Annotated in this window: 18 protein-coding genes; 7 read left to right on the plus strand and 11 right to left on the minus strand. The window is 40.5% G+C overall.

Annotated features, from left to right (window positions below; all coding sequences use genetic code 11):
* Positions 1-75: 75 nt before the first annotated feature.
* The 3 genes from CLI64_RS27070 (at position 76) to CLI64_RS27080 (ending at position 2,960) form a co-directional block, all read left to right on the plus strand.
* Positions 76-810 carry a peptidylprolyl isomerase gene (locus CLI64_RS27070; protein ID WP_103140105.1) on the plus strand — a complete coding sequence of 245 codons (735 nt, stop codon included), beginning with the start codon at positions 76-78 and terminating at the stop codon, positions 808-810.
* Between the two features lie 367 nt (positions 811-1,177).
* Positions 1,178-2,026, plus strand: a complete 849-nt coding sequence (fghA, locus tag CLI64_RS27075; protein ID WP_103140106.1) for an S-formylglutathione hydrolase — start codon at positions 1,178-1,180, stop codon at positions 2,024-2,026.
* A gap of 142 nt (positions 2,027-2,168) precedes the next feature.
* Positions 2,169-2,960 carry a Tab2/Atab2 family RNA-binding protein gene (locus tag CLI64_RS27080; RefSeq protein WP_103140107.1) on the plus strand — a complete coding sequence of 264 codons (792 nt, stop codon included), beginning with the start codon at positions 2,169-2,171 and terminating at the stop codon, positions 2,958-2,960.
* Between the two features lie 151 nt (positions 2,961-3,111).
* On the opposite strand, the gene hemB is transcribed toward CLI64_RS27080, so the two are convergent.
* The 4 genes from hemB to CLI64_RS27110 all read right to left on the minus strand — a co-directional run bounded on the left by hemB (position 3,112) and on the right by CLI64_RS27110 (position 7,754).
* Entirely contained in the window at positions 3,112-4,131 is a 1,020-nt protein-coding gene (gene hemB, locus CLI64_RS27090) for a porphobilinogen synthase (RefSeq protein WP_103140109.1), read from the minus strand.
* Between the two features lie 247 nt (positions 4,132-4,378).
* Positions 4,379-4,873, minus strand: a complete 495-nt coding sequence (locus CLI64_RS27095; RefSeq protein WP_103140110.1) for a hypothetical protein — start codon at positions 4,871-4,873, stop codon at positions 4,379-4,381.
* 213 nt (positions 4,874-5,086) lie between these two features.
* On the minus strand, positions 5,087-7,255 hold the full coding sequence (locus CLI64_RS27105) for a pentapeptide repeat-containing protein (RefSeq protein ID WP_103140111.1): 2,169 nt from the start codon (positions 7,253-7,255) through the stop codon (positions 5,087-5,089).
* Between the two features lie 169 nt (positions 7,256-7,424).
* Complete coding sequence (locus tag CLI64_RS27110) at positions 7,425-7,754, minus strand: hypothetical protein (protein WP_103140112.1); 330 nt, start codon at positions 7,752-7,754, stop codon at positions 7,425-7,427.
* A gap of 572 nt (positions 7,755-8,326) precedes the next feature.
* Here CLI64_RS27110 and CLI64_RS27115 point away from each other — a divergent pair.
* A complete protein-coding gene (locus tag CLI64_RS27115; protein ID WP_103140113.1) occupies positions 8,327-8,764 on the plus strand; it encodes a hypothetical protein in 438 nt (145 codons plus the stop codon).
* Between the two features lie 118 nt (positions 8,765-8,882).
* On the opposite strand, the gene CLI64_RS27120 is transcribed toward CLI64_RS27115, so the two are convergent.
* From CLI64_RS27120 to CLI64_RS27135, 4 genes are all read right to left on the minus strand, one after another.
* Entirely contained in the window at positions 8,883-9,320 is a 438-nt protein-coding gene (locus CLI64_RS27120; protein WP_103140114.1) for a hypothetical protein, read from the minus strand.
* 14 nt (positions 9,321-9,334) lie between these two features.
* Positions 9,335-9,817 carry an adenosine-specific kinase gene (locus CLI64_RS27125; protein ID WP_103140115.1) on the minus strand — a complete coding sequence of 161 codons (483 nt, stop codon included), beginning with the start codon at positions 9,815-9,817 and terminating at the stop codon, positions 9,335-9,337.
* Between the two features lie 24 nt (positions 9,818-9,841).
* Positions 9,842-12,829 (minus strand): beta-phosphoglucomutase, encoded by a 2,988-nt coding sequence (gene pgmB / locus CLI64_RS27130; RefSeq protein ID WP_103140116.1) that lies wholly within the window; start codon positions 12,827-12,829, stop codon positions 9,842-9,844.
* A gap of 151 nt (positions 12,830-12,980) precedes the next feature.
* Positions 12,981-15,395, minus strand: a complete 2,415-nt coding sequence (locus tag CLI64_RS27135) for a sucrose synthase (RefSeq protein ID WP_103140117.1) — start codon at positions 15,393-15,395, stop codon at positions 12,981-12,983.
* A gap of 448 nt (positions 15,396-15,843) precedes the next feature.
* On the opposite strand from CLI64_RS27135, the gene CLI64_RS27140 reads away from it, so the two are divergent.
* Positions 15,844-16,083 carry a HetP family heterocyst commitment protein gene (locus CLI64_RS27140; protein WP_103140118.1) on the plus strand — a complete coding sequence of 80 codons (240 nt, stop codon included), beginning with the start codon at positions 15,844-15,846 and terminating at the stop codon, positions 16,081-16,083.
* A 299-nt stretch (positions 16,084-16,382) separates the two neighbouring features.
* On the opposite strand, the gene CLI64_RS27145 is transcribed toward CLI64_RS27140, so the two are convergent.
* A complete protein-coding gene (locus CLI64_RS27145; RefSeq protein ID WP_103140119.1) occupies positions 16,383-16,721 on the minus strand; it encodes an antibiotic biosynthesis monooxygenase in 339 nt (112 codons plus the stop codon).
* 1,039 nt (positions 16,722-17,760) lie between these two features.
* On the opposite strand from CLI64_RS27145, the gene CLI64_RS27150 reads away from it, so the two are divergent.
* Positions 17,761-21,084, plus strand: coding sequence for a PAS domain S-box protein (locus CLI64_RS27150; RefSeq protein WP_103140120.1), 3,324 nt, complete (start codon positions 17,761-17,763; stop codon positions 21,082-21,084).
* A 95-nt stretch (positions 21,085-21,179) separates the two neighbouring features.
* Here CLI64_RS27150 and CLI64_RS27155 read toward each other — a convergent pair whose 3' ends face one another.
* The gene (locus tag CLI64_RS27155) at positions 21,180-21,815 is read right to left on the minus strand and encodes a hypothetical protein (protein WP_103140121.1); all 636 of its coding nucleotides are present in this window, start codon (positions 21,813-21,815) and stop codon (positions 21,180-21,182) included.
* Between the two features lie 346 nt (positions 21,816-22,161).
* Here CLI64_RS27155 and CLI64_RS27160 point away from each other — a divergent pair, with 346 nt between their 5' ends.
* The gene (locus CLI64_RS27160; protein ID WP_192881609.1) at positions 22,162-22,740 is read left to right on the plus strand and encodes a hypothetical protein; all 579 of its coding nucleotides are present in this window, start codon (positions 22,162-22,164) and stop codon (positions 22,738-22,740) included.
* Between the two features lie 180 nt (positions 22,741-22,920).
* Here CLI64_RS27160 and CLI64_RS27165 read toward each other — a convergent pair whose 3' ends face one another.
* Entirely contained in the window at positions 22,921-24,651 is a 1,731-nt protein-coding gene (locus tag CLI64_RS27165; RefSeq protein ID WP_103140123.1) for a ShlB/FhaC/HecB family hemolysin secretion/activation protein, read from the minus strand.
* Positions 24,652-24,841: the final 190 nt, after the last annotated feature.

Here is a 24,841-nt window from a genome sequence, read left to right on the forward strand (position 1 = left end):
ATTGCCCAAACAATTTAGGAAAATCATCATTTGAACGTGAAGTTTTAATTCTCATCTAATTTTAGGAACTTGATTATGTCACAAACAATTACTATTACCAGCGAAGATATCATTTCTCAAATCAAAATATCTTTTAAAACATCTGAATTAATCGAAGATATTCTGAGCTTTAAAATCATTCAAAATGCCGCAGAACAAGCAGGTATTACAGTTAGTGACCAAGAATTACAGCAAGCGGCAGACCAAATGAGATTGAGCCAAAATCTCAAGAATGCAGATGATACTTGGGAATGGTTAAATAAAAATTACCTTTCTTTAGAAGATTTTGAAAAATTAGTTTATAAAAACACTCTATCCGGTAAATTAGCTGTCCATTTATTCGCAGATAAAATTGAGCCTTACTTTTATGAACATCAGCTAGATTATGTCAGTGTAGTCTGCTATGAAATTCTCTTAGAAGATGAAGATTTAGCAATGGAACTTTTCTATGCTATTCAAGAAGGTGAAATGAGTTTCTTTGAAGTGGCTCATAAATATATTGAAAATAAAGATTTACGTAGAAAGTTAGGTTATAAAGGTAAACTGTATCGCAAAGACTTAAAACCAGAAATTTCTGCGGCTGTGTTTGCAGCAAAACCACCACAGTTACTTAAGCCAATTTTGACCTCTAAAGGGGCGCATCTAATTTTAGTAGAAGAAATTATTCAGCCAGAGCTAAATAATTTGTTACGTCATAAAATCGCTACAGAGTTATTTAACGACTGGGTGAAGCAACAAATTGAACAATTAGATTTTACTACAGCCCTATAAATCATCAGGATTTCAGATTTAAAGTATTCCAAAAGTCTAAAACCATACTACTTCAATCTTTAAAATTTGGTATCATAATTAACATCAATTTAGTGTCCTGGTTTCTTCACGAAGCTGGGATCTTTTCCTTTAAATAGCTTTTACATTTAGTAAGTAGCCTTTTGTCAACCGGTTGTGTGTTTTGAAGTACATAGTTTCAAGCCCACTATAATTTTTGGACAGCATTTTTGCTGAGTGATCTGTAGCTCTGAGTAAAATTGCTGTTTATCTAAGATTTAACTGTGCCTGAATCATGTGGTTTTCAGACCGTATCAATACTATTTTTGACAATTGCAATGATAATACTTGAAGTTTTGCATAAAAGCTTATGAATAATCTCAATTTAATCTCTGAATATAAAAATTTTGACGGTCAACTCGGCTTTTATTCTCATCACTCTTCAAGCTGCAATAGTGAAATGCGTTTTGCAGTTTATCAGCCACCACAAGCTAGCCAAAACCCTGTACCCGTTCTGTATTTTCTCTCTGGTTTAACTTGTACTGAGGAGAATTTTATCGTGAAAGCCGGGGCGCAACGTTATGCGGCTGAGTATGGTTTGATGTTAGTTGCACCGGATACTAGTCCCCGTAACACTGGAATTGCTGGTGAGGATGATAACTGGGACTTTGGTATTGGTGCGGGTTTTTATGTGGATGCGACAGAAGCACCTTGGCGATCGCACTATCAAATGTATAGTTATATTGTGCAGGAATTACCAGCTATCATTGCCGCTAATTTTCCTGTACAGCCTGAAAATCAAGGGATTTGCGGTCATTCAATGGGTGGACACGGGGCGTTAGTATGTGCAATGCGAAATCCTAATTTATACAAATCAGTATCAGCATTTGCACCCATAGTTGCCCCGATGCGTTGTCCTTGGGGACAAAAAGCTTTTCAAGGTTATTTAGGTAGCAATCAAGAAACTTGGCGTGCTTATGATGCTAGCGAATTAGTACAGCAAGTTGGCTTTCACAGTGCAATTTTGATAGATCAAGGGACTGCTGATAAATTTTTAGAAGTGCAACTACTCACAGATGTATTTGCCCAAGCTTGTAAAACTGTGAACCAACCCCTAAACTTGCGATATCAAGCAGGTTATGACCATAGTTACTATTTTATCGCCAGTTTTATAGAAGATCATATTCGCCATCATGCGATCGCTTTTGGTTTAATGTGAGGGACTGGGTACTGGGGACTGGGGACTGGGAATAAACTATTCTTCAGTGACCAAACTAATGAGAAACTCTAGATGAAATTTTAAAGTGTATTTCCCTTACACCCCTATACCCCTACACCCTTCCTGAAGGAAAAAGCAACTCATGAGTCTGGTTTGGCAAGCTGATTTTTATCGTAGTCCTCATAAAGATGCCGCAGGTCATACTTTATGGGAGTTGTTGATTTGTGATTCCACTCGTAGTTTTGAATATACTGCTACCTGTCTTCAGTCTGAGGCGAACGCCAGTTGGTTAACTATGCAGTTTCAGCAGGCGGCTAATGGCAACTTACCAGATGTTATTCAGGTATTTCGTCCCCAATCCTTGAGTTTAATTGAGACAGCCGGGGAAAATCTAGGTGTTAAAGTTGTACCATCACGCCAAACTGTGGCTTTGAAAGAATGGTTAACCCAAAAGCAATATCCCATAGCCATAGATAAACCCCCACCATTACCCTTACCGGAAAACCTTTGGGGGGAGGAATGGCGATTTGCGACAATTCCGGCTGGTGATCTTGTGGATTTATTTAGCGATCGCCCAATTCCCATTGTGTCTATGCCAGAATCTCTACAACCCCTAAATCTAGGTTTGGCATCAACAGTAGCAATTCCTGGTGTAGTGATTTTTGGTGGTAGGCGATCGCTCCGTTTAGCCCAATGGCTACAATCAGTAAATCCCGTCTCTCTTGAATATATTGCTGGTGCGCCAGATGGTTTAGTTTTAGAAGCCAGTTTAGTAGATAGATGGATTTTAGTAACTTTTGAAGACACAGAAGTTACAGCCGCCGCTAAAGTTTACGAACAGCGCAAACAGCAAAGCCGAGGACTACATTTTTTGATAGTACAACCCGATGATTCCGGCATGACTTACACAGGTGTGTGGTTGTTACAAGAATAGGGGATTGGGGACTGGGGATTGGGGATTGGGAAGATGGGGAAGTGTGGGGAGTGTGGGGAGTGTGGGGAGAGAGGGAGGAAAGATTTCTTCCCTATCCTCCCACACCTCCCACCCCTCCCACACTTCCTGCTTGCCCCCTTGCCCCCTGCCCTTACTTCACGCCATACGCCAGCATCAGAGCCACTTCTTTAGCAAAATAAGTCAAGATTAAATCAGCACCAGCGCGTTTGATGCTGGTTAAAGTTTCTAAAATAATCCTTTTCTCATCAATCCAGCCCATCTGTGCAGCCGCCTTAATCATCGCATATTCCCCACTGACGTTATAGGCAGCAACGGGTAATTGTGTAGTGTTGCGGATTTGATGAATAATATCAAGATAGGCTAGGGCAGGTTTGACCATGACAATATCTGCACCCTCAACAATATCTAAATTGACTTCTTTTATAGCTTCTCTAGCATTAGCTGCATCCATTTGATAGGTTTTTTTATCCCCAAACTTCGGCGCAGAATCTAAAGCATCGCGGAAAGGCCCATAATAAGCAGAGGCGTATTTGGCTGAATAAGCCAAAATCCCAACGTGAATATATCCAGCTGCATCTAAAGCTTGACGAATTGCCCCCACTCTACCATCCATCATGTCAGAAGGTGCGACAAAATCAGCCCCAGCTTCAGCCTGTGACACTGCCATTTTCACTAATACTTCCACCGTGGGATCATTCAAAATAATCCCTTGCTCATCGACTAACCCATCATGACCGTGAGTTGTAAAGGGATCAAGAGCCACATCTGTAATCACTACAATCTCTGGAACTGCCTGCTTAATAGCTTTGACAGTGCGCTGTACTAACCCATCGGGATTATAGCTTTCTGTACCGGTGTCGTCTTTGAGTGATTCTGATATTACCGGAAAAAGTGCGATCGCATTAATTCCTAAATCAAACGCCTCTTTAACTTCCTGCAATAACAAATCTAAAGTGTAGCGATAACATCCTGGCATAGAGGATACTTCGACTCTTTGTCCTTCACCCTCCATCACAAACACAGGATAAATCAAATCATTCACTGAAAGCGTTGTCTCCTGCACCATCCGCCGCAAAGCCGCCGTGCGACGCAAACGGCGAGGACGATGCACGAGGATATCGTTTTTTAGAGGCGAATCTTGCACTGTCATAATAGAAATTTCATGAGATTGATAACGATTATCATCTCATGAAAACAAACTCACTCAAGGTGTCTAACACAGCAGAATATTGGGGGGATTGGGGACAAGGTAGACAAGGTAGGAGATGAGAAAAACTGTTCCCTGTTCCCTGTTCTCTGTTCTCTGTTCTCTAATGACTAATGACTAATGACTAATGACTAATGACTAATGACTAATGACTAATGACTATTGACTATTGACTATTGACCATTGACTACTAAAAACGCAACCCAACACCACCCTGAACAGAGACAGCCGCACCGCCGCCATTACGATAGGCATCAAAAGCGATGATCGCATTACCGAAAAGTACGGTGTTACTGTTGGGGACAACATAATCAACACCAGGTTGCAAAGCAAAACTGATTTTGTCACCTACAGGAGAAGCACTGTCACCACCAGTTAAAACTAAACCAGCACCTAAATAAGCATCAGTTTGCCAATTTAGAGGCACATCATAAGAAACCGTAGGTACAACTGCTGTATTCTGACCTACCAAAGCTTGAGCGCGAAAAGAAATTGGTGCTTCTAAAAGCTTGTAACGAAAAGCCAACACCCCACCAACTTGTACACCATCGGTCAACCCAACTGTCGGCCCCACACCTACATAACTACCATAGGCAACCTGCGCTTGTGCTGACTGAGTATTAATAGTCAAACTCAATATTGAACTTATTCCTAAACCTGCAACTAAATGATGTATATATTTCATCACCCAATTCCTCACACCATCTGAGATTCTCCCAGTTTAATTGAATACTGATGATCAAGGCAAAATCTTTACTTAGGGCTGGGGATTGGGGACTTGTCAATTCAAAATTCAAAATTCAAGAAGGATTGGGGACTGGGGATTGGGGATTGGGGATTGGGATAAAATCTCTCTATACCCTTACACCCCTAAACCCCTATACCCCTACACCCCTACTTACGGACACCGAGGATGAAGGCCGCCTTGGGTACAAATGTAGGCAATTTGTCTTGCGTCTAAATTCTTGGCTTGGGAAAAGTCTACACCTTTAACTACCGCCGAAACTGAGCCAACATCTGGGGTTTGGACGAATTGATCTGAGGGGTCTTGTCTGTTGGGTGTGAGGATTGTACCTTTGAAATCAGCACCAGCGACGTTTGCGCCTCTTAAATCAACTAAACTCAAGTCAGCGTTTTGTAAGTTAGCATTTTCTAACTGAGCAGATCGTAAAATCGCACCCGTCAGGCGTGTTGCTCTCAGGTTAGCATTGGTGAGGTTCGCTCTTTCTAAATCTGCGCCTGATAGGTCTGATGCTTGCCAATCTGTTTTAGTGAGATTAGCAAATGATAATTGTGTACCAATGGCTATGACACGACCCAGACGCGCACCATACAAATTTGCATCTTTAAATTTAGCATCTCCTAAGTCTGCCCCCGTCAAGCTGGCATTTTCTAGGACTGCACCGCGTAAATCAGCCCCGACTAACTGACTACTGCTGAGGTTAGCACCAACTAGACGGGCATTGGCTAAATTGGCGCGGTTAAGGGTAGCACGACTTAAATCACTACCAGTCATCAGGACACGGCTGAGATTAGCATCAGTGAAATTAGCCTGTTTCATCTGAGCCTGAGTTAAATCAGATACGACATCATCATAAGTGTCTAAACGACCATCTTCACCAGGACTGCGGAAACGGCTACCTTTAAAATTAGCTTGGTTGAGATTGGCAGATTTAAAATTGATGCCTGATAGGTCAGTATTATCCAGAACTAAGCTAAAGAATGAATTACCAGGAGTACCACTTTGCCCTAATTGAACGCGGCTGAGATCCAGATTTTGGGCTTTACCACTATAAACACTGAGAATTTTATTAATAGTTTGTTGGTTAACTTGTAACCGTTTTTGCCTGATTTCTCGTTCTGGAGACGCGCTGTTGACAGACTGTAATTCACCCGCTAAAAACTGATTTTTGTTGTGTAGTTCAGTAATGGTGGGGATACCAATACTGGTAAGTGCTTGTTGAATTGTATCTATCAAGATGGGGTTAGTTTCATTGACCATCATATCTGTCAAGAACTGGATAGATTGCTGGTCATTGAGACTACCCATAGCCAAAATTAAGCTTTGGCGTTCTGAAATTGTCGCCCCAGAATCGGGACTTAGTCGTTTCACCAGTGCCAAAAACTGTTGACTATTGATTTTTTGTGACTCCCGATGGCTTTGCTGACTTTGCAGATAAACTTGTGTACCGATTAAAGTCGCTAATACCGCCGTCATACTGGTCAAGGCTACCCCAAACAAAGTTAAGTTGGGGTTTTGTTGCATCCGTCGCCACAACGAGACTAAATTGCTGTTGTCTGGAGTAATGGCCATTGCGGCTGTCGCTGATGCTTCACTGCCCTCTGGTACATTGGTGGAACTACCAGCAGCAGGTAAACTCCGTCCACTAGTAGCCGCATCTGCTACTACTGTGGGACGATGAGCATCTATGACATAAGTACCTGCTAACCAGTCGTGTAGGGCTTTGCGTCCTCGGCGTGAGGGTAAAGCTAGACCTTCACCCAATATCATTAATACTGCTAGGGATGTGAATAATCCTAAGTTGGGGAAAGCAAAGCTATAACGCCAGAGAATGTAGGCGATGGACATGGGTACAGTTAAGCGGCCGATCCCTTCACGCACAAATACAGCCGCTAAACCTGGGGGTGTTCCTTCTTCATTGACGACTCGCACACCAAACCAACGCTTAGGTAAAGTGCTGCCAGTTTTGGCGAGTAAATATAATTGCCACCAAGAAAGAACTGTAGGGGCAATTAAAGCAATTGACCAGAGAATATTAGTGGGCCATGCTACATTGCGAATACCGTAGCTAGCAGGTAAAGCCAGAGGACGAGCGATCGCTCTTTCTGTTACTACTAGTACAGGGTTAAGTGGTACTCGATTGAGATCACTACGAGAGTTAGCGTATACACCCAAACCAAAGGGAACTAGTCCACTAGCCAGTAACAACGTCATTTCCACTGCCCAAGCAGCCAAGCGTCTTGTGACTAGAGAATTGGTTTTAGCTGTATTTTTAGTACCGTTAGATTGATTAGTATTATTTTTTTTAACAATTGGAGTAGCCATTATATAGTTACCTGTGTATTTATTTTTATGCCGCTTGTAATTTGTAATTTGGGCATTGGGAATTGGGCATTGGGAATTGGAATGGGAATAAAAATCTACCTTGTCCCCCTTGTCCCCCTTGTCCCCAATCCCCAGTCCCTAATCCCCAATCCCTAGTCCCCAACAGCCACTATTGATTCGGCCTGTTACCAGATACGAAAAATTTGTATCCAAGATACACTACCCCTGCTAACAGTGCCAGACTGATGGCAGATACTACTAATTTCAGTACCATCTGTACAATTGACAAGCCAAGTAAACCAGCTACGCCGATAAATACTAGCTTGCCTGTCCCTGATAAGCTTTGAAACCAAAGTTTTCCTCGTTCTAGCGGTTGTTGCCAATTCAGCCAACTAAACTGGGTAGTCTGTTTTGGTGTTGACTCTCCAGAGGCAGAATTCAGATCAGCCTCTAGTTGTTGGAGTCGGCGTTTTAATTCTTCTTCTGATTGAGGATTCATTAATGTTTTACCTCAGTTAAGACATTTTTAAACAACAAAATCATCAGATTTTCGTCTTAGTAATTTACGCAGGGCTAATTGAATCTCAGGTAAAATTTACTACTTATAAATTGGAGACTGGGAGACAGAAGGCAGGGGGGTAGGGAGACATGGGGAAATTTTTCTCTCCCTTGCCCCCTGCACCCTGCACCAATTCCGGAAATTTTTCTGCCCTGCATCATTTCCCATGATCTCTGATGGTTTTGTTTGTGATTTTAGCTAATGTCTTGCGATCGCGTACCTATTTGTGTAGGTTAATTTAACTATTAATGCTTATTTTGGGGTGAGGATTTCACTATATCTAGATTCAGGTTGCATAATCAGAATTTTCAAGCCTGTAGATATATACTGAAATTATTACGAATTTCCATATAATTTACTCACTTCATCTGATTTTCATACTTGATTTATACATAGAGTCAAATAAATTTATAAAATTTTATACATTCAACATTAGGAACAATGCCTATTTCTCCGCGTCTATTTATTCAGGATGTTTATGTCAAAAATTATTTTGAGAGATACTGAAATATATGAAAACTTTTAAATTATTAAAAGTTCTGACTGCTACCTTACTAATGAGTGTATCTCTGACACAGGCGATCGCAGCTCAAACACCTACAATTCAAGTTAGCCGGAACTTACCTTCAGATCCACTGGTTGTTAATGGTACATCCAACACAACTGTTACTAGTAACTGTGGTAATATCTCTAGCACACCCAATCATGTGATTAGAGTCACAGAGGCTTTACCCTATCTGCGTGTAACAGCTAAAAGTCCAGGAAAACCCACGTTGTTAATAGATGGGCCTGGAGGACGTTTTTGTGTAATCGCAGAAAGTTCCACGAATAACGAAGCAGAATTATCAGGTTACTGGCCTACTGGTAATTACTCAGTTAGTGTAGGCAATATATCGCAGAGAGAATATAACTATACTATCGAGATTTCACAACAAAGACCACGGAAATAAAACTTAGGGGATTTCCAATTAAAAAAAATATACTATCTCTTGGATGGCAAGGGGGCAGGGGGAGAAAAGGTAATGAGTAATGAGTAATGAGTAATGAGTAATGAGTAATGAGTAATGACTAACTTCTCAAATCACCTAGATGATTTTTTATTGGTGCTTTCATCCATTGGAAAGCCACAAGATTTAATAACAAACCAATCAAAAATAGTATTACCATTAAGGTGATTTGATACCAAATAACTTGAGGCAAAAGTAAATCTAATACTAAATGAGCTAAATTGAGGATGCTGTAGAATATTGTTAAACCGAAATGAATTACTCGATAGCGTCTATTAGCAGTAAAAACTGTGGCGATAATTGCCAATATTGGTATAGTGAAAAATCCCAGCATTAACCACATAATGCTTGAAATTTGATTCATTGATGTGGCTTTTTGCGATTCGATTACACTTAATCCGTGGAAGAGAGGCATTAAACCCAATTGGGTGTGAAATAGGATTCCCAAAAGAAATACTAACCACAGAGTAATGATTTTTCCCTGATAATTGTTAGTCATATTCTTGCCATTGTTTATAACTTATAACCGATGTGGCGGAGTAAATTATGTCTTGCGTTCACATCCTCAGTTGTTTCTATACCTTGGGGTGAAAAGCCGTCAATTATCCCCAAAATACCCCTACCCTGGCCAGTTTCAGCTAAAATTACCTGTACAGGATTAGCTGTAGCACAGTAAATTGTACAAACCTCTGGACATTGCTTAATAGCATTGAGGAAATTAATAGGATAAGCTTGTCTAAAAACAATCAGAAAACTGTGACCTGCACCTATAGATTGAGCATATCTAGTGGCTATTTCTTGTAAGGATAGATCATTGCTAGCGATTCTAATTAAACAATCTCCTGAAGCTTCACAAAAAGCAATACCAAATTGAACTTGTGCTGATATCCCCACCATAATTTCATACAAGTCTTCCACTGTTTTAATAAAGTGGGTTTGACCTAAGATGAGGTTACAACCTTGAGGGATTTCTAGGCTAACTGATTGCAGTTCCATATTTAAATAACTAGTTTAACTAGTTTAACTAGTTGAGATTTTGTGAATGAATCGAAACTGTAAATCCTTCCAAGTTACACCTGCTAGGTTGGGGAGGACTATATGGGCTTTTCCTACCCGTTCGGCGGGGCCGATACCTATAGCCCACATCCCACCAGCTAAGGCGGCTTCCACACCGGCGGCGGCATCTTCCACAACAACGCACTGGGACGGGTTTAAATCTAGCTGATGTGCAGCATAGAGAAATAAATCAGGGGCGGGTTTGGCTTTTTGGACGCTGTAGCCGTCAGCCAATGAGTCGATGAGGTCGGAAATACCGAGTTTAGTAATGACTGTGCGAGCATTTTTACTACCGGATGCGATCGCAATTTTAATTTTAGCTTGTCTGAGTTCATGTAAAAGCGCGATCGCACCTGGTAATAAATCCTTGGCGGTGATATTTTCAATCATCTGCACGTAATAGCTGTTTTTTCGTGCCATCATCTCTTGAATTTGGTCTTCTGAATAAGGTCTATCACCAATAATCAGCATTAAGGAGGCGCGACGAGACACACCCCGTAAAGCCTCATTTTTCTCCCGATTAAAGGGGATACCTTCTTCATCTGCTAATTTTTGCCAGGCTAAGTAATGATATTCAGCCGTATCAGTTAATACGCCATCTAAGTCAAAGATAAACCCGCGAATATCTAAGAATTGGGGCAGGGAGCAGGGGGTAGGGGGATTTAGGAGTTCTATCCCCAACTCTCCCTGCGCCTCTGCGCCTCTGCTATCTTGCTCCCCTGCCCCCCTGCACCCCTGCTCCCCTGCTTCTTCCCCAGTACGCAGGTCGAACTTATACCACTGACCACGCCAGCGTAGCTGAAATTTTAGGCGTGACCAACCGGGGGGTAAATGGGGATGGGCTACGGGTGCATTTTCTGTAAATTGAATGCCGCCGAAACCGAAAACTACTGCTTGCCAAACGCCGCCTGTGCTAGCACCGTGAATCCCATCTTGGGTATTACCGCGACTGTCTTCTAAATCTACCATTGCGGCTTGCATAAAGCGTTTGTAAGCTCTTGTGGTATCGCCTAAGTCTGAGGCTAAAATGCTGTGAATGGCTGGCCCCAAAGATGAACCATAGGTGATATCTGTGCGGGGTGCGTAATAATGCCAATTTGCGGCTAATATTTCTTCGTCGTAAGGAAACTCTGCTAAGGGTCGCATCAAGTACAACAACATCAAGACATCTGGCTGTTTCAGCACTTGAGTGTGGTTAGTTCCTTCCATCCCTAAAACGGCTTGAATTGATTTTTGGCGGGGTTCGTATTCTGTGAGGTCAATATCTTTTAATTGGAAAAATCCCTCAAACTGTTCAATTAATTGCGTTTCAGGATTGTAGAGAATCCAAATTTTATTGATAATATCTTGCCAATAGGTGGAGATTTCTGGGGGAATTTGTAACTGGGTGGCGAGTTGGGCGGCTGTTTCGGGGAATTGTTGCTGTAACCAAGCCAAGACTTTTAAGGCTTGTTCTAAATGCCATTGCACCATACGGTTAGTAAAGGTGTTGTTATGCACAAATTCATGATATTCATCTGCACCGATGACACCGCGAATCTCATATCTATTTTCTTGGGAGTTAAATTCTACCCGACTACCCCAAAAGATAGCCGTATCTAAGATGATCTCTGCGCCATAGTCGCGCATCCATTCATCATCACCTGTGGCTTGCCAATAATGATAAACAGCATAGGCGATATCTGCACTGTTGTGAATTTCGCGATCGCGACACCATATTCGCACATCTTCACCATAATAATCATTCGGTAGCGACCATCTGGGGGTAACTTCATCCCCTGTATCCGCACTCTCCCACGGATACATTGCACCTTTGAAGCCGTAATGGGATGCTTTGCGTCTTGCGCCTGCTATGGTGTGGTAGCGGTAAGTGAGTAAATTTCGGGCGACTTCTGGATGGGTATAAGTAAAAAATGGCAAAATAAAAATTTCTGTATCCCAAAATATATGTCCCCGATAACCAAATCCTGAGAGGGTTTTGGCGGGGATACTCACTTGCTCATCATGATGTGGGGCGGCTATTAATAACTGAAAGATATTGTAGCGGACAGCAAAAGCAGCTTGACTATCACCTTCAATGACAATGTCGCTAGTTTGCCAGATTTGCTCCCAAGCTTGCTGATTATCTTGAAATAATGTGGTGTAATCAGCGATGTCTGCTAGTTTAGCTTGGGCGGTAGCCACGGGTGTTGCTGTTTCTCGTGAGGTAAACACCGTCACAATGTTTTCTACTGTGACGGTTTGTTGGGATGTGGCTAAAAAAGTTGTGCTGATGTTGGGATAACCAGGGACAGTATTAACCTGCATAACAGCTTCTGTTCCCGATATAGTCATTTTCGCCGCCATCGCGATTTCAATGCGGGTGCTGCGGGTGCGACTTTGTAACCAAATCCCTTGGTTGCTTTTACCTTGGTCTATCCCTTCCCAGTGATTAAAACCTTGGTTTTCTGCATAACCATTGATACTGGCTTGAAATTCCACTAAAGCCTCACCATCATAGGATGTGAAATGACAGCGTTGTCCCAAAATATGCACATCAGCCAGAGATGCGAAGCGTTCAAAGTGGATATCAATAATTTTATTTTTGGGACTGCGCCAACGCACCCAACGACTTAAAAGACCATGACGCAGATTCAGTTGTCGTTTATATGATAAGATTTCACCTTGATCAAGACGAAAGCGATCGCCATCAATTGTGACTACTAAAGGTAGCCAATTAGGACAATTAGCCAATTCTGTATAAACAACCGGCACATCATCATAAACACCATGAATAAACGTAGCGGGTAGACTGCGACTATAACCTTCTTCAAAACTACCCCTTGTGCCTAAATATCCATTACCAATAGTAAAAATAGTTTCCCTAGAGTTAATTTGCTCAGGTTGAAACCGAGTCTCAATTAAACTCCAATCTTCGTATATAAAATCACTAGAGGTCTGTTGGTGGTTCATGGGAATGAGTAGAGAGTAATGAGTGCTGTTAGCGGAAGCGGGGCGTTTAGCCCGTGCTGAGTAATGAGTAATAAGTAATAAGTAATAAGTAATAAGTAATGAGTAATGAGTAATGACTATTGACTGTTGACTGTTGACTGTTGACTGTTGACTATTGACTAATATGCTTTGCTAAAATCTTTTCGGCTCTGGGTTTATAAATTAAATGGAATAAAGTTTCCATGTAACGCACTCTGGCTTCTGTGTTTTCTGGGGCGACGAAGTTCCAAAAACTATAGATTTTAGCTAGTGACAGTAATTGATTTGTGTGTAGTTCCCAGTTATATTTATGGTGAATTCTTTTACTTACCCACTCGGAGATTTCTTCCCAGTATTCGGGATGGCGATCGCACTCTTCTAGAAATGTCACAATCTTCTTCGCTGTTCCTGATAAATCTGTGGGGTTGATATGAAAACCGTTGCCATAATCCTCAATAATTTCTAAAGCCCCACCGAATTTAGTCGCAAAGGTTGGTAAACCGGAAATCATGGCTTCTAAAATGCTGCGTCCAAAGGCTTCAAATCGGGCGAAATGTACATATATTCCCCCTAAATCGGCTACTACTCTGTAGGCTTCTCCTACTTCATAGTTAGGTAAACGCATCCCCACCCACCGAATTTTATTGTCGAGTTTATACTGCTTAATTAAGTCCTGTAATTTTTGCATTTCTGCGGCTTCTGTTGGGTTGGCAGCTTCAGAAATATGTAATTTACTAGTAATAATAATTAAATTACAACACTCTTGTAGTTCTGGACTTTGACCAAAACATTCTACTAATCCAGTCAGATTTTTAATCGATGTGATTGGTGCGACAGCTAAAATCGGACGCTTTTGTGCAGCATCTAGTTTACCTAGAATCTGATGGCTTTCTGTAGAAAAAATTAGATCTGATATTTTCTTAGTTAAATTGCTATCTCGTTTGTCTTTTTGACCGTAGTGGAAAAATAGTTGTTCGTTGACTCCTGGGGGAATCATGTTAAATTTCGGATTAAATAAATCTATGCCATCAACTACATGATATAAATGCGGCATGGTAAAGCATTTATATGATTCATATTGTCCTATACTGTCTGGTGTACCGACAATTTCTTGGTAAGATGATGTAATGATAAAATCTGCCGCATTCATGGTGATTAAATCGGCAGTAAATTGAGCAGAAAAATGATATTCTTCTTCAAAGTCTTGCCAATAAAGATTACTAAATAAATACTTTGGTTTTTCTAAAGAATGGGCAATATTACAATGGGTAACTTTTAAGGTGCGAGCCAATAAGAACGCAACTAAGTTACCATCTGTATAATTACCAATAATTAAATTAGGGTTGCCTGAAAACTGCTGGATAATTGCTGGTGCTGCATCTTCAGCAAAGGTTTCTAAATAAGGCCAAATATCAGATTTTGGTATCCAATTATTAGTAATCTCCGGATTAAATTCCCTAAAGGGAACACGTAATATCCAAGCGTTTTCTGTACCATCTACTTTTTCTAGGCGCAGGTTACAAAATGTCCCTTCACAGTTAGGAATTAAGCGGGTGAGAATAATGACATGAGGTCGAATTCCGAGAATATCCAAACCGGCGAGTTGAATTTCTGACTGGAGTTTGTTTTCTAAATTCCGTGCTTCTTCCAATACATAGATGACTTGTCCCAAGGTTTCATCTCTTCCCATCACATCTGTTTGTGCCACCCAGCCATGAACAGAAACAAGAACTACACGAAATATCGCCGGAACACGAGAGACAAATGTTTCTAAAATCGCAGGTTGTGGTGCTTCGATGAGTCTTTCTAAGAGGGTGAAGGTTTCTAGTGTGCGGGAAGCAGTGTTTCCCCACCCTGGTTCAAACCCAAGTTTTTGCAAGTCTGGATGAAAATTGCTGTAGGGTGCTTCTGGTGGTTGCTGACTGAGAAACTGAATAGCTTGGCGAATTTGTTTGGCTAGTTGAATACCGGAGGTAATGCGATCGCTCAGTAATAAGCGAGTACCATTATATTGCAGGGCTTGCAGAGCTAAGTAAATCAGTTCAAACCAATATTGAGGATCAGTTTCTAGTTGACTACATAGATAATGATTGAGAAAAGCCAATCCTTGACCAATGTTTCGAGGATCACTGATGCTGGGGGAATTTTGATAAAAGGCTTTGAGGTCAATTTCTAAGATGTGGGGGTCATAGGCATTGACTAGGCGATCGCTCACATCTAATAATGCTACAGGTGACATCAGCTCAAACTTCGTAAAATCCGACGTTAGTCGCCAAACCTCTTGGCTAGCAATTTTTGGACGCACCACAAACCATATTGCTTCCTCCTCCAGAATGATTTCGTGGGTGCAGTGAATTAACTTCGCCACAGAGGAAGAATAATAAAAGTATGCTGGTTTTTGGGATTGCTTACAGTGTTGAGCAAAAGTTTGTAGAATCTCGTTTCTGAGAAAGTAACGCCTATCTAACGCCGAAAGTGCAATTATCAACTGACGCAGCGTAGTTGATTCTTCATTATTAGCCAAAATCGCTTGATGTAGTTCATACATGATAAATTTCAGCACCCTTTAATGGCTAGTAGTCAAGACTCTGGTTCTCACTACAAACTGATGGAGAGGTACATTGTATTGATATATCTAGGGTAAAACTGTTTTCATGGTCGTTACTTCTAGCTTGGGGATGAAACAACTCAAACCCTGCTGAGTGAGAAATGTTAATCAATACGACGATTTGTTATACTTGCGAGAAAAAATGCCAATTTGGCTTAATTTACAGCAAAGTAACTAGTATTCTGTATTTTAGTTGACTGTTTTGTTGTCACTTTACTGATGTCTTCATAAGAATTTACATTAATAACAGGTTATAAATTTGGTGAAAGTCTATGCAAAAACTATCTCCCGTCTAAATAGTCAAAATATCAAATGCACTAAAAACATAATCAACCAGGGATGATTAGTTGGTAAATCTCTATTTACATCAATTACATGAGAGACAGCTATGAAATACCAAATCAATTCTTCCGAAACAAGTTTTCATCGTGCCATAACTAATGAACAATTACATCAAATTATTGAAGCTATTACTAATGGTCGATATTCCTGGGCTTGTGTTTTAATCTTGCGCTTTGTAGGTCATAATCCACTACATTTTATTCCCCAGAGGACTTACAGTCGTTTAATAAAAGAAAATCGCCAAACACCTAATATCAGCGTACAAAACAGTAGCGATATCCAATAATATTAATTTTGAATTTGGGATGAAAAGCCTAGTATGTGTATTATGTGTAGGGTGTGTTAGGCGTAAGCCGTCACGCACCTAGAACTTTGCGGTAGGTGTTGTACTCTCGCTGCTAACACATCCTACGTACTAGTCCACCACACAAATAATGACAAGTCATATATCCCCGACTTTTTTAAAAAAGTCGGGGATCTGAACACTCGCAACCTGTCAAAATCAATCGGGTGAAATACTACTTATTCCAGTTGGGAATAAAGTAATAAAAGTGTACTTTGTACCTCCCTGAGATCAGTAGGCAGTTAGTCTACTTCATCTTCTTTTTCTGCTGGCTTCATCTCGCATACTAGTTCATACACAGTGGTTTGCGGTGGGTGAGCAAATAGTGGCATCATCTGTTTTAAAATATGCTGATAAGCTTCATTTTGATTAGCGGTCATATCTTCCACACTTTCCCAAAAAATTACAGATATACCTTTATCTGTACCTGGTTCTTGGAGTAGATAGGCTGCTTTGAAACCATCACTGTAGGTTAATACAGCTTCTTCATATAATTTTTTTGCCGCCTCAAATTTACCTGGCTTGAATTCTCCAACCACTACCTGTGCAAACTGATGTCTGAGAAAATCTTGAAAATCCATATAGGTTATTACTCCTAATCTGTTTCGTTTTATACTTTATAGTTCATCGGAATACTCATCAAGAGAATTAATATTAATCTATATTTTTAGAATTATCTCAATATATAGGAATCTGATTTGATAATTGAAATTAATTACATAGGAAGGGAACAGGGAACAGGGAACAGAACAAAGATGAACAGAGGTGTACTGCATTTTTTCTGGAATCAAATATGAGTCCTATACGAGTCCGATTTGATTAATGAACAAATGTATGTTAATTAGGAAATAGGAAATGAGGATTTGATGTGTATACGTAGTTTTTCCCAAAATCCCGTATTAGTTCTATAGAAAAAATGTGAATTAAATTAGTAATTTGTTGAAAATTATAACCATGATCTATTATCAATTGTTAAGCTTCAAATTTTGCTAGTTTAGGTTATTTACTTACTGACTTATCCTCCCGTGGCTAGATATTTTCTATAGTAAATTATCAATTCTGAACATTTGTATCTTTGATTGTGTTTGGCTAGCTTGGAGATGGGTTAGTAATTGTAGAATAATTATCAGACATTCAACCATAACCCATTCGCCAATTTGGATTCACACTTATCACCAAATGTAAAAATTAACACTTAATAATCAGAAATTTTTAATGTGACAATCTATATAAACTCTAACTGATAGAGATTCCAGGAAATATGAATATAGAGTAAAAATATACATGGTGCTGTGAGCGATCGCCCAATCTTCAAGAAATTATATTTTATGAATCAAAACTTAACTAGACTAATCCCAGCATGAAATAGGATAATTGCCTTAAACATCAAAACTGATCCAGTTTACAATTTAACAATAAAATGGCTGTTAAGTGTCTCTAGATAAGAACAACAAGTTCAAAATCTATATTCAATTGCTTTGGAAAAGAAAATCGGCTGACTGCTCAGAGTAATCGTGATCTGAAGGTGCTATGCAGCAAGTAACTTGATTATTACTCAAGTTACTGACCGAGAGTTCCTATTTATGACATTAACTAACTCATTCGGCAGTCCATAAAATCATGACAACTGACGAATTAACTATGCAATTCGACGAACAGCTCATTGATTTAACTCATCTATATCATGCTCTTAATCGTTATCCCTTAACGATTAAACCTCATGACAGCCTAGTTGATGCTATCGGCATGATGTATCAAACAAGAGCTAAAGAATTGTCCTTGAATAATTTACACCCAGTATGTAAATCTCGCAATAGTGATTTAGTAAAAAATAGTTGTATTTTAGTTGTAGAGGCGCAAAAAGTCTTAGGAATCTTGACAGAACAAGATATAGTCAAGCTAACGGCATCAAGAATAAATTTTTCTCACGTTGCAGTACATCAAGTTATGACACAGCCAGTCATCACGATGAAACTGTCAGACTTGCAAGGTGTCATGAAAGTCTTTTCACTGATGCACAACCATCAAATTCGTCATTTGCCGATTGTAGACGAAGAGGAACGCTTAATAGGAATTATTACGGCTACCAGTTTACTAGAAGTTTTACACCAGTTACCTTTGGTGGGTATTGTTGAAGCTTTACACCAGTCATCAAAAGCCTTCAATTATCCAATTGCCAAGCACAAAAATTTATCAACAGAAACAACGGAATTTTATAATTCTCAGGAATTATGCCAAAAAGACTTTACTGATTGTCGCATTGTGCAGCAAACAATCAGACAGAGTGAAACAATCTATCGTCAAATTATTGAAGGACAGTCGGATGTAATTTTGCGAGTTGATTTGTCAGCGAGGATTAAATTTGCTAACCACGCGGCTTGTGAAATTTTTGGGAAACAATTGACAGATTTTGTTGATTTATCAATATTTGATTTATTTCCTCCCCATGAATTATCTCAAGCCAGACAAAACTTTATTAACTTACAATCTCCACCTTACGACATAAGTATCCAAGAGCAAGCTGTAGTGACAGTTAAGGGTATGCGTTGGTTTGAGTGGAAGATTACAGGAATTCAAAATGAAATCGGTGAAGTAACTCAATTTCAAGGAGTTGGAAGGGATATCACAGAACGCAAGCTGATGGAAGAAGCATTACGCGCTAGTGAAGAGAAATTTCGCTACTTTGCCGAAAATAGCCATACATTATTTTGGATAGCTGATATAGGATCAGGAAACAATCTCTACGTAAATCCAGCGTACGAAAAAATTTGGGGACGATCTTGTGAGAGTTTACGTCAAAACCCGGCATCTTGGTTAGAATCACTACATCCAGAAGATCGCGATCGCGTCCTTGATAAAATAGAAAAGCAAAAACGCGGTGAACCCACTAATGAAGAGTATCGTATTTTGCGACCCGACGGCACAGTGCGTTGGATTTGGGATCGGGGTTTTTCGATTTGCGATGCTCAAGGCACAATATACACCTATGGAGGTGTAGCCGAAGATATTACAGAACGCAAGCAAACAGAAGATTCTTTACGCCAGAGCGAAGAAAGATTGAGCCTAGCTCTCAAATCTGCGGGGATGGGAATATTTGACTGGAATCTTTTAACAAACGCTACCTTGTGGTCAGCTAATATGGGTTTGCTTTATGGTTTACCCCAAGGTACTATCTGTCCTCACCCAGAAGAATTTTTAAACCTACTTCATCCCGACGACCGCATCCCGTTTAGAAAAGCAGTTTATGATAGTATTGAACATCAGCAAGAATTTATTAGCGAATATCGCGTAATTTGGCCTGACGGTAGCATCCACTGGTTAAGTAGCAGAGGTCACACCTACTGTAACGAAATAGGTAAGCCGATCAGAATGATTGGTACAACCAGAGACATCAGTGAACGCAAACAAGCAGAACAAAAAATCCACGAACAAGCAGCTTTACTTGATATTGCTACCGATGCAATTTTTGTTCAAGATTTAACTAGTCACATCCTATATTGGAATCAAGGTGCAGAACGTCTGTATGGTTGGTCTGCATCAGAAGTTTTAGGCAAATCAAATCAAGATTTACTCTATCCAGAGCATTCATTGCCACTCTACCAAACAGCTTTAAAAACCGTCATTGCTAAGGGGAAATGGCAAGGAGAATTCCCACAAATCACTAAATCTCATCAAGAAATTATTGTACAAAGCCGATGGACATTGGTACAAGATGCAAGTGGCAATCCTAAATCAATTTTGATTGTTAACACCGATATCACCGAGAAAAAACAACTAGAAGAGCAATTTTTTCGGACTCAACGCTTAGAAAGTTTAGGAACTTTAGCCGGTGGAATTGCCCACGACTTAAACAATATTTTGACACCAATTTTAGCTGCTGCCCAACTTTTAAAAAATAAAACACAGCCAAAATCGGAGTTAAAACTCCCTGCGCTGACGACAACATCGCAACACCTCCTAGAAATTATTGAAAACAACGCCAAACGGGGAGCAGCCTTAGTCAAGCAAGTATTATTCTTTGCACGGGGGTGTAAAGGAGAACGTACCATAGTCCAAATCAAACACCTAATTACCGATATTGTTCTCATCGGTAAACAAACATTTCCCAAATCAATTGAATGGATGACAAAATTACCAGAGAATCTCTACTCTGTCTCTGGAGATCCTACCCAATTGCATCAAGTCCTGATGAATTTAGTAGTCAATGCCCGTGATGCAATGCTAGAGGGAGGGAAAATTACTATCTCTGCGGAAAATGTCTTCCTGGATCAAGCTTACGCCCAGATGAACATCAATGCTCAAGTCGGGCATTACATTGTGATTAAAATTCAAGATACAGGTGTAGGAATGCCACCTAAAATCTTAGATCGGATTTTCGAGCCATTTTTTACAACTAAAGAAATAGGCACAGGTACAGGCTTAGGACTTTCCACCGTACTCGGTATCACTAAAAGTCATAGTGGTTTTTTGACTGTTACCAGCAAAGTAGGTAAAGGTAGTCAATTTAACTTATTCCTCCCCGCCGTGCCAAGCATACCAGATACCACTGCCGAAGATCATGTAACGCCTCAAGGTAATGGAGAGTTAATTTTAGTTGTTGATGATGAAGTTCAAATTTGCGAAATCATCAGCATGATATTAGAACAGCACAACTATCAAGTTTTAACTGCTCATAATGGTATCGAAGCGATCGCCCTCTATGCCCAAAACAAACATAAAATTAGTGCGATCGTCATGGATATGATGATGCCAGAACTAGATGGAGTCGCCACCATTCGGACTGTCCAGAAAATGAACCCGAATGTGCAAATTATCGCTTGCAGTGGACAGAATTCCCCAGAAGCCATAGCAGATATTCCTGGTGTGACTGTGCGTCAAATTCTACCCAAACCCTTCACAGCCGCAGAATTGTTAAATAGTTTGCATGATGCAATGGGGGATTAGGGAAAGCAGGGGGGCAGGGAGCAGGGGGCAAGGGGGAGAAGAATTTCTCTATTTCTCCCTGCTCCCTGCCCCAATTCCTCTTGTATGCCCAATAATTAATGATTTTCGACTAATTTGCCTTCCTGGTATGCTTTTCTGAGAGCGATCGCTTCTGCTACGATTTGTTGGGCTGTGAGTCCTTCTTCTTCCATCATGGCTTGTAAGGTGGTGCCGGTTTGTTCTGATTCTTCGTGAATGGGGGGGATTTGGCAATATCTGCCACCGTTCTTTAACCGCCGCCAAATACTGAGTTTTTCGGCTTTTTTGGATCTTGGTGTACGCTGTTTTTTAATGAGCGATCGCACTGTCTCTTGGTTAATTACACTGACATCTAATAATCTATCTAGCACTGACTGATACTTATTACTTCTTTCTGCCAGTTGATAAATAGTTCTTGGCTCAACTTGGGCAAAATCCTGCGGTTCAAACTTACCAAACGTCGCCGCAATCTTGAGATACTTCTTCTCTTCCCCTTGCCAACCCTGGTCTAATAGTAACTTTCTATACTCTTGTAACGATAAATAACGTTTCTGTTCCGCTAACCAAAAAGCATGACGCAAAATTGCCTTCGTGACATCAGCAAGCGTTTGCAAAGATAAATTCTCAGTTGTATCAGCCTGTTCTGACTTGTATGGCTCAAACTTATGTGACTTAACTGGGGTTGCAGTTCCACCTTGTCTTGATGTCATCATAGTTATGATCTCACGGTAGGGTTTTTCTTATAGGCAATAGAAATCCTGCTGGTAAGTGTCATCCTCTACCAACTAGGTGTCAAAGCCAAGGATTAAAATCTCTTTGGTACAATTGTACTATAAATTTTCCGAAAAACCCAAATTGGATCTAAGATTTTCTGATGATTAAAAATTCAGTAGGAATTCTATATAAAGAAAACCACTTTATGAAATTTTTATACTAACTTCGTAATTTCCCTGTTTACACAAAGATTTCATCAAAATATTTAGATCCATCTCCGAAAAATTACGAATTCATTTTATTAGTTGGGTATATAGCTATAGACCTTAGAAGCTACCCAACGCCATGAAGCGATCGCATATTGTTAAATTGACGATGATAGTTTTCTTTTCTCTCGGCAGTGTCGGTGTTGTCGGTGGTAGTTTCTTTCTCAGAAGGGCGTTTAGCAGCAGTAGCCAAAGTCAAGTCATTACTGACATATCGCGTTATCAAGAAATTCGCCAGCAACTTTGGCAAAATCAAGAGGCAATTAAGCATTTCCCCGCAGAAATACCGAAAGACACCGAGAATTTACGTATAGCCTATTCTCCTGGTGTGTCTCAAGCTAGCATCTTTTTTCAAGCCAGACTCAAACAATCACCAGCAGAAATTCAAAAATTACAGAAACATTACAGAAAACTAGCGAAACATCAATATCGCGGTGGTAATAGTAACGACCATACAACTTTTCCCAATGGTGTACCCACGACTTTTTTCTACACCAGTGACGCTGGCGGCGATTCATTTCCCCCTAGCTATGAAATACTAGTCTTAAATGCCCAAGATAAAGGTACACCTGGATTTAAGTGGAATCACGGTAATAGTTACGGTGTAGCTATTGATAACACATCTTCAGAAATTGTTTATTGGTCAGAAGCATGGTAGCTAACGAAGAGGACAAGGGGCAGGGGGCAGGGAGCAGGGGGAAAAAGAACGATGTCTGATCTCGGAAATTGGATAATTTATTTTCTGGAAGTCCCTAAGAATCTGGGCGTTAATCCAAAATCCAAAATTGGTATTATTTCCCCCTTGCTCCCTGCTCCCCTGCCTCTTCTGATCATAGCTCTACAAGCCATAGCCAATACTAAAGTAAAAGCCGTTATCTTGGGCGTTTGTACCTCGGTCATCTAAATCAATTAGGGGTAGGGCGTAATCTAATCTGATATTAAGTTTCTGTGTGGGTTGGTATAAAACACCCATCCCTAAACCAGCTAAAAACTTTTGGCTTTGTAAGCTGTTGGGGTTGGTGTCCACGTTCCAGACGTAGGCTAAATCAAAGAATGGGGCGATTTGGAGGGTGGAATTACCGGACGCATCGCGCATTGTGGTGATGCGGTTTTCTAGGGTAAATCTTAGGCCATTGTCGGCTGCACGGACGTTTTGCCGATAACCACGCACTGACTGACCACCACCGACCACAAATTGCTGAGAAGGTAATAAGGCGTTGGGTGTTAATTGTACCTCTGCTTGGGCAATTAATAGGTTATCTTGATTGAGGCGTTGGACTCGTTGGAATTGTGCCAACCAACTAAAAAAGCGTCCATCGGGTTTGGCATCATCGTTAATAGTGGCATTAAATGCACCAATACCTAAACTCAATAGCGATCGCACTGCCCAAGCACCACTAACATCTCTGCTAACATAATCTTGACCAAATTTAATCACACGGGTGCGGCTGTTACCTTCATCATCGGGGCCAAATCCAAAGGGTGTCGGCCCTGCAAAAGTAAAGGTTTGCCCATCTTGGATGGTGAAACCTAATGATAAGGCAAATTCCTCACGGGGCGATCGCAATAATGGTTGTCTGTAGCTAATTTCGTATAGTTGCGATTCGCCACTAATCTCAAAGCTTTTAAAGGGTTGTTGAATAACTTCGTTGTTATTAATAGAAGTTCTGAGTTGTAAAGTACCATTCATAGCATTTAACGGTACTTGATAACTGAAGTCATAAATATTTGCCCCGCCTTGGGTGGTGCGGTAGTAGGCGGCGGAAATTTCATCACCTATACCTGTAAGGTTGCGATAGGTGGCACTCACACCCAACCTTTCCGAACCAATGCTAGGCGGGGAATAATTATCCAGGCTTAAGGTCGCCTCGAAGGGGTTCGCCTCGATGACGCGTACAATTAAAATACTTTGACCTAAACCAGTTCCTGGACGTAAACTAGCTTCGACGTTGGTAAATAGGGGATCATTACGGAGTAATCTTAATTGGTCTTCTAAACTAGCGGAAGATAGGGGTTTATTTGCACCTAATTTAATACGTGATCGCACATAATGAGGATTTACACGTTTTGTACCTTCAATAATAATTTTTTCTAGGCTACCTTCAATTACTTGAATTTCTACCACACCATTAATGATTTTTTGGTTTCCTAAAACTGCCCTAGATGTGATGTATCCTCGATTTAAATAAAGTTGTGTAATCCTATCAGCAACGCTAGTTAATTCCTCTAAAGTAACGGTACGCCCCTCTACAGATTTAGTCACAGAATTGAGTGTTGCGGCATCAAAAATACTGCTACCTGTAACTTGAATTTTTTCTACTTGAATACTGCCAGATGTTGGTGCGGGCGTGGTTTCTGGTGTGGGGTTTGTTTGTAAAGGTGGCGATTCTGGAGTTAGAGGTGTTGGTGTTGGTTGGGGTTGGGGAAAACGTTCTTGGTTACGGCTACCTTCTGGATTTGGGGCTTGTGCAGAGGCGGGATAATTACCCAAGAAAAAAGCGAAGGTCAAAACAAGAGTTGCTGGAATGTTGTTAGAAATTAAATAAAGGTAATTCTTAATTGGTAGCATTTGCACTGGGAATTTTAAAATAAGATGCAAAGCTATTATTTCCTTCTTTTACCTTTTTACTTTTACCTTTTTACTTTTTTTAACGGATTCGGTGGAAGTCACTACCCTCTCTGCGAGACGCTACGCGAGCAGCGTAGCGGCACGAAGTGCGGAATCGTCAATTTTTTAATTTGGCAACCTATCGATCCAA

This window comes from Nostoc sp. CENA543, assembly GCF_002896875.1.
Taxonomy (GTDB): Bacteria; Cyanobacteriota; Cyanobacteriia; order Cyanobacteriales; family Nostocaceae; genus Trichormus.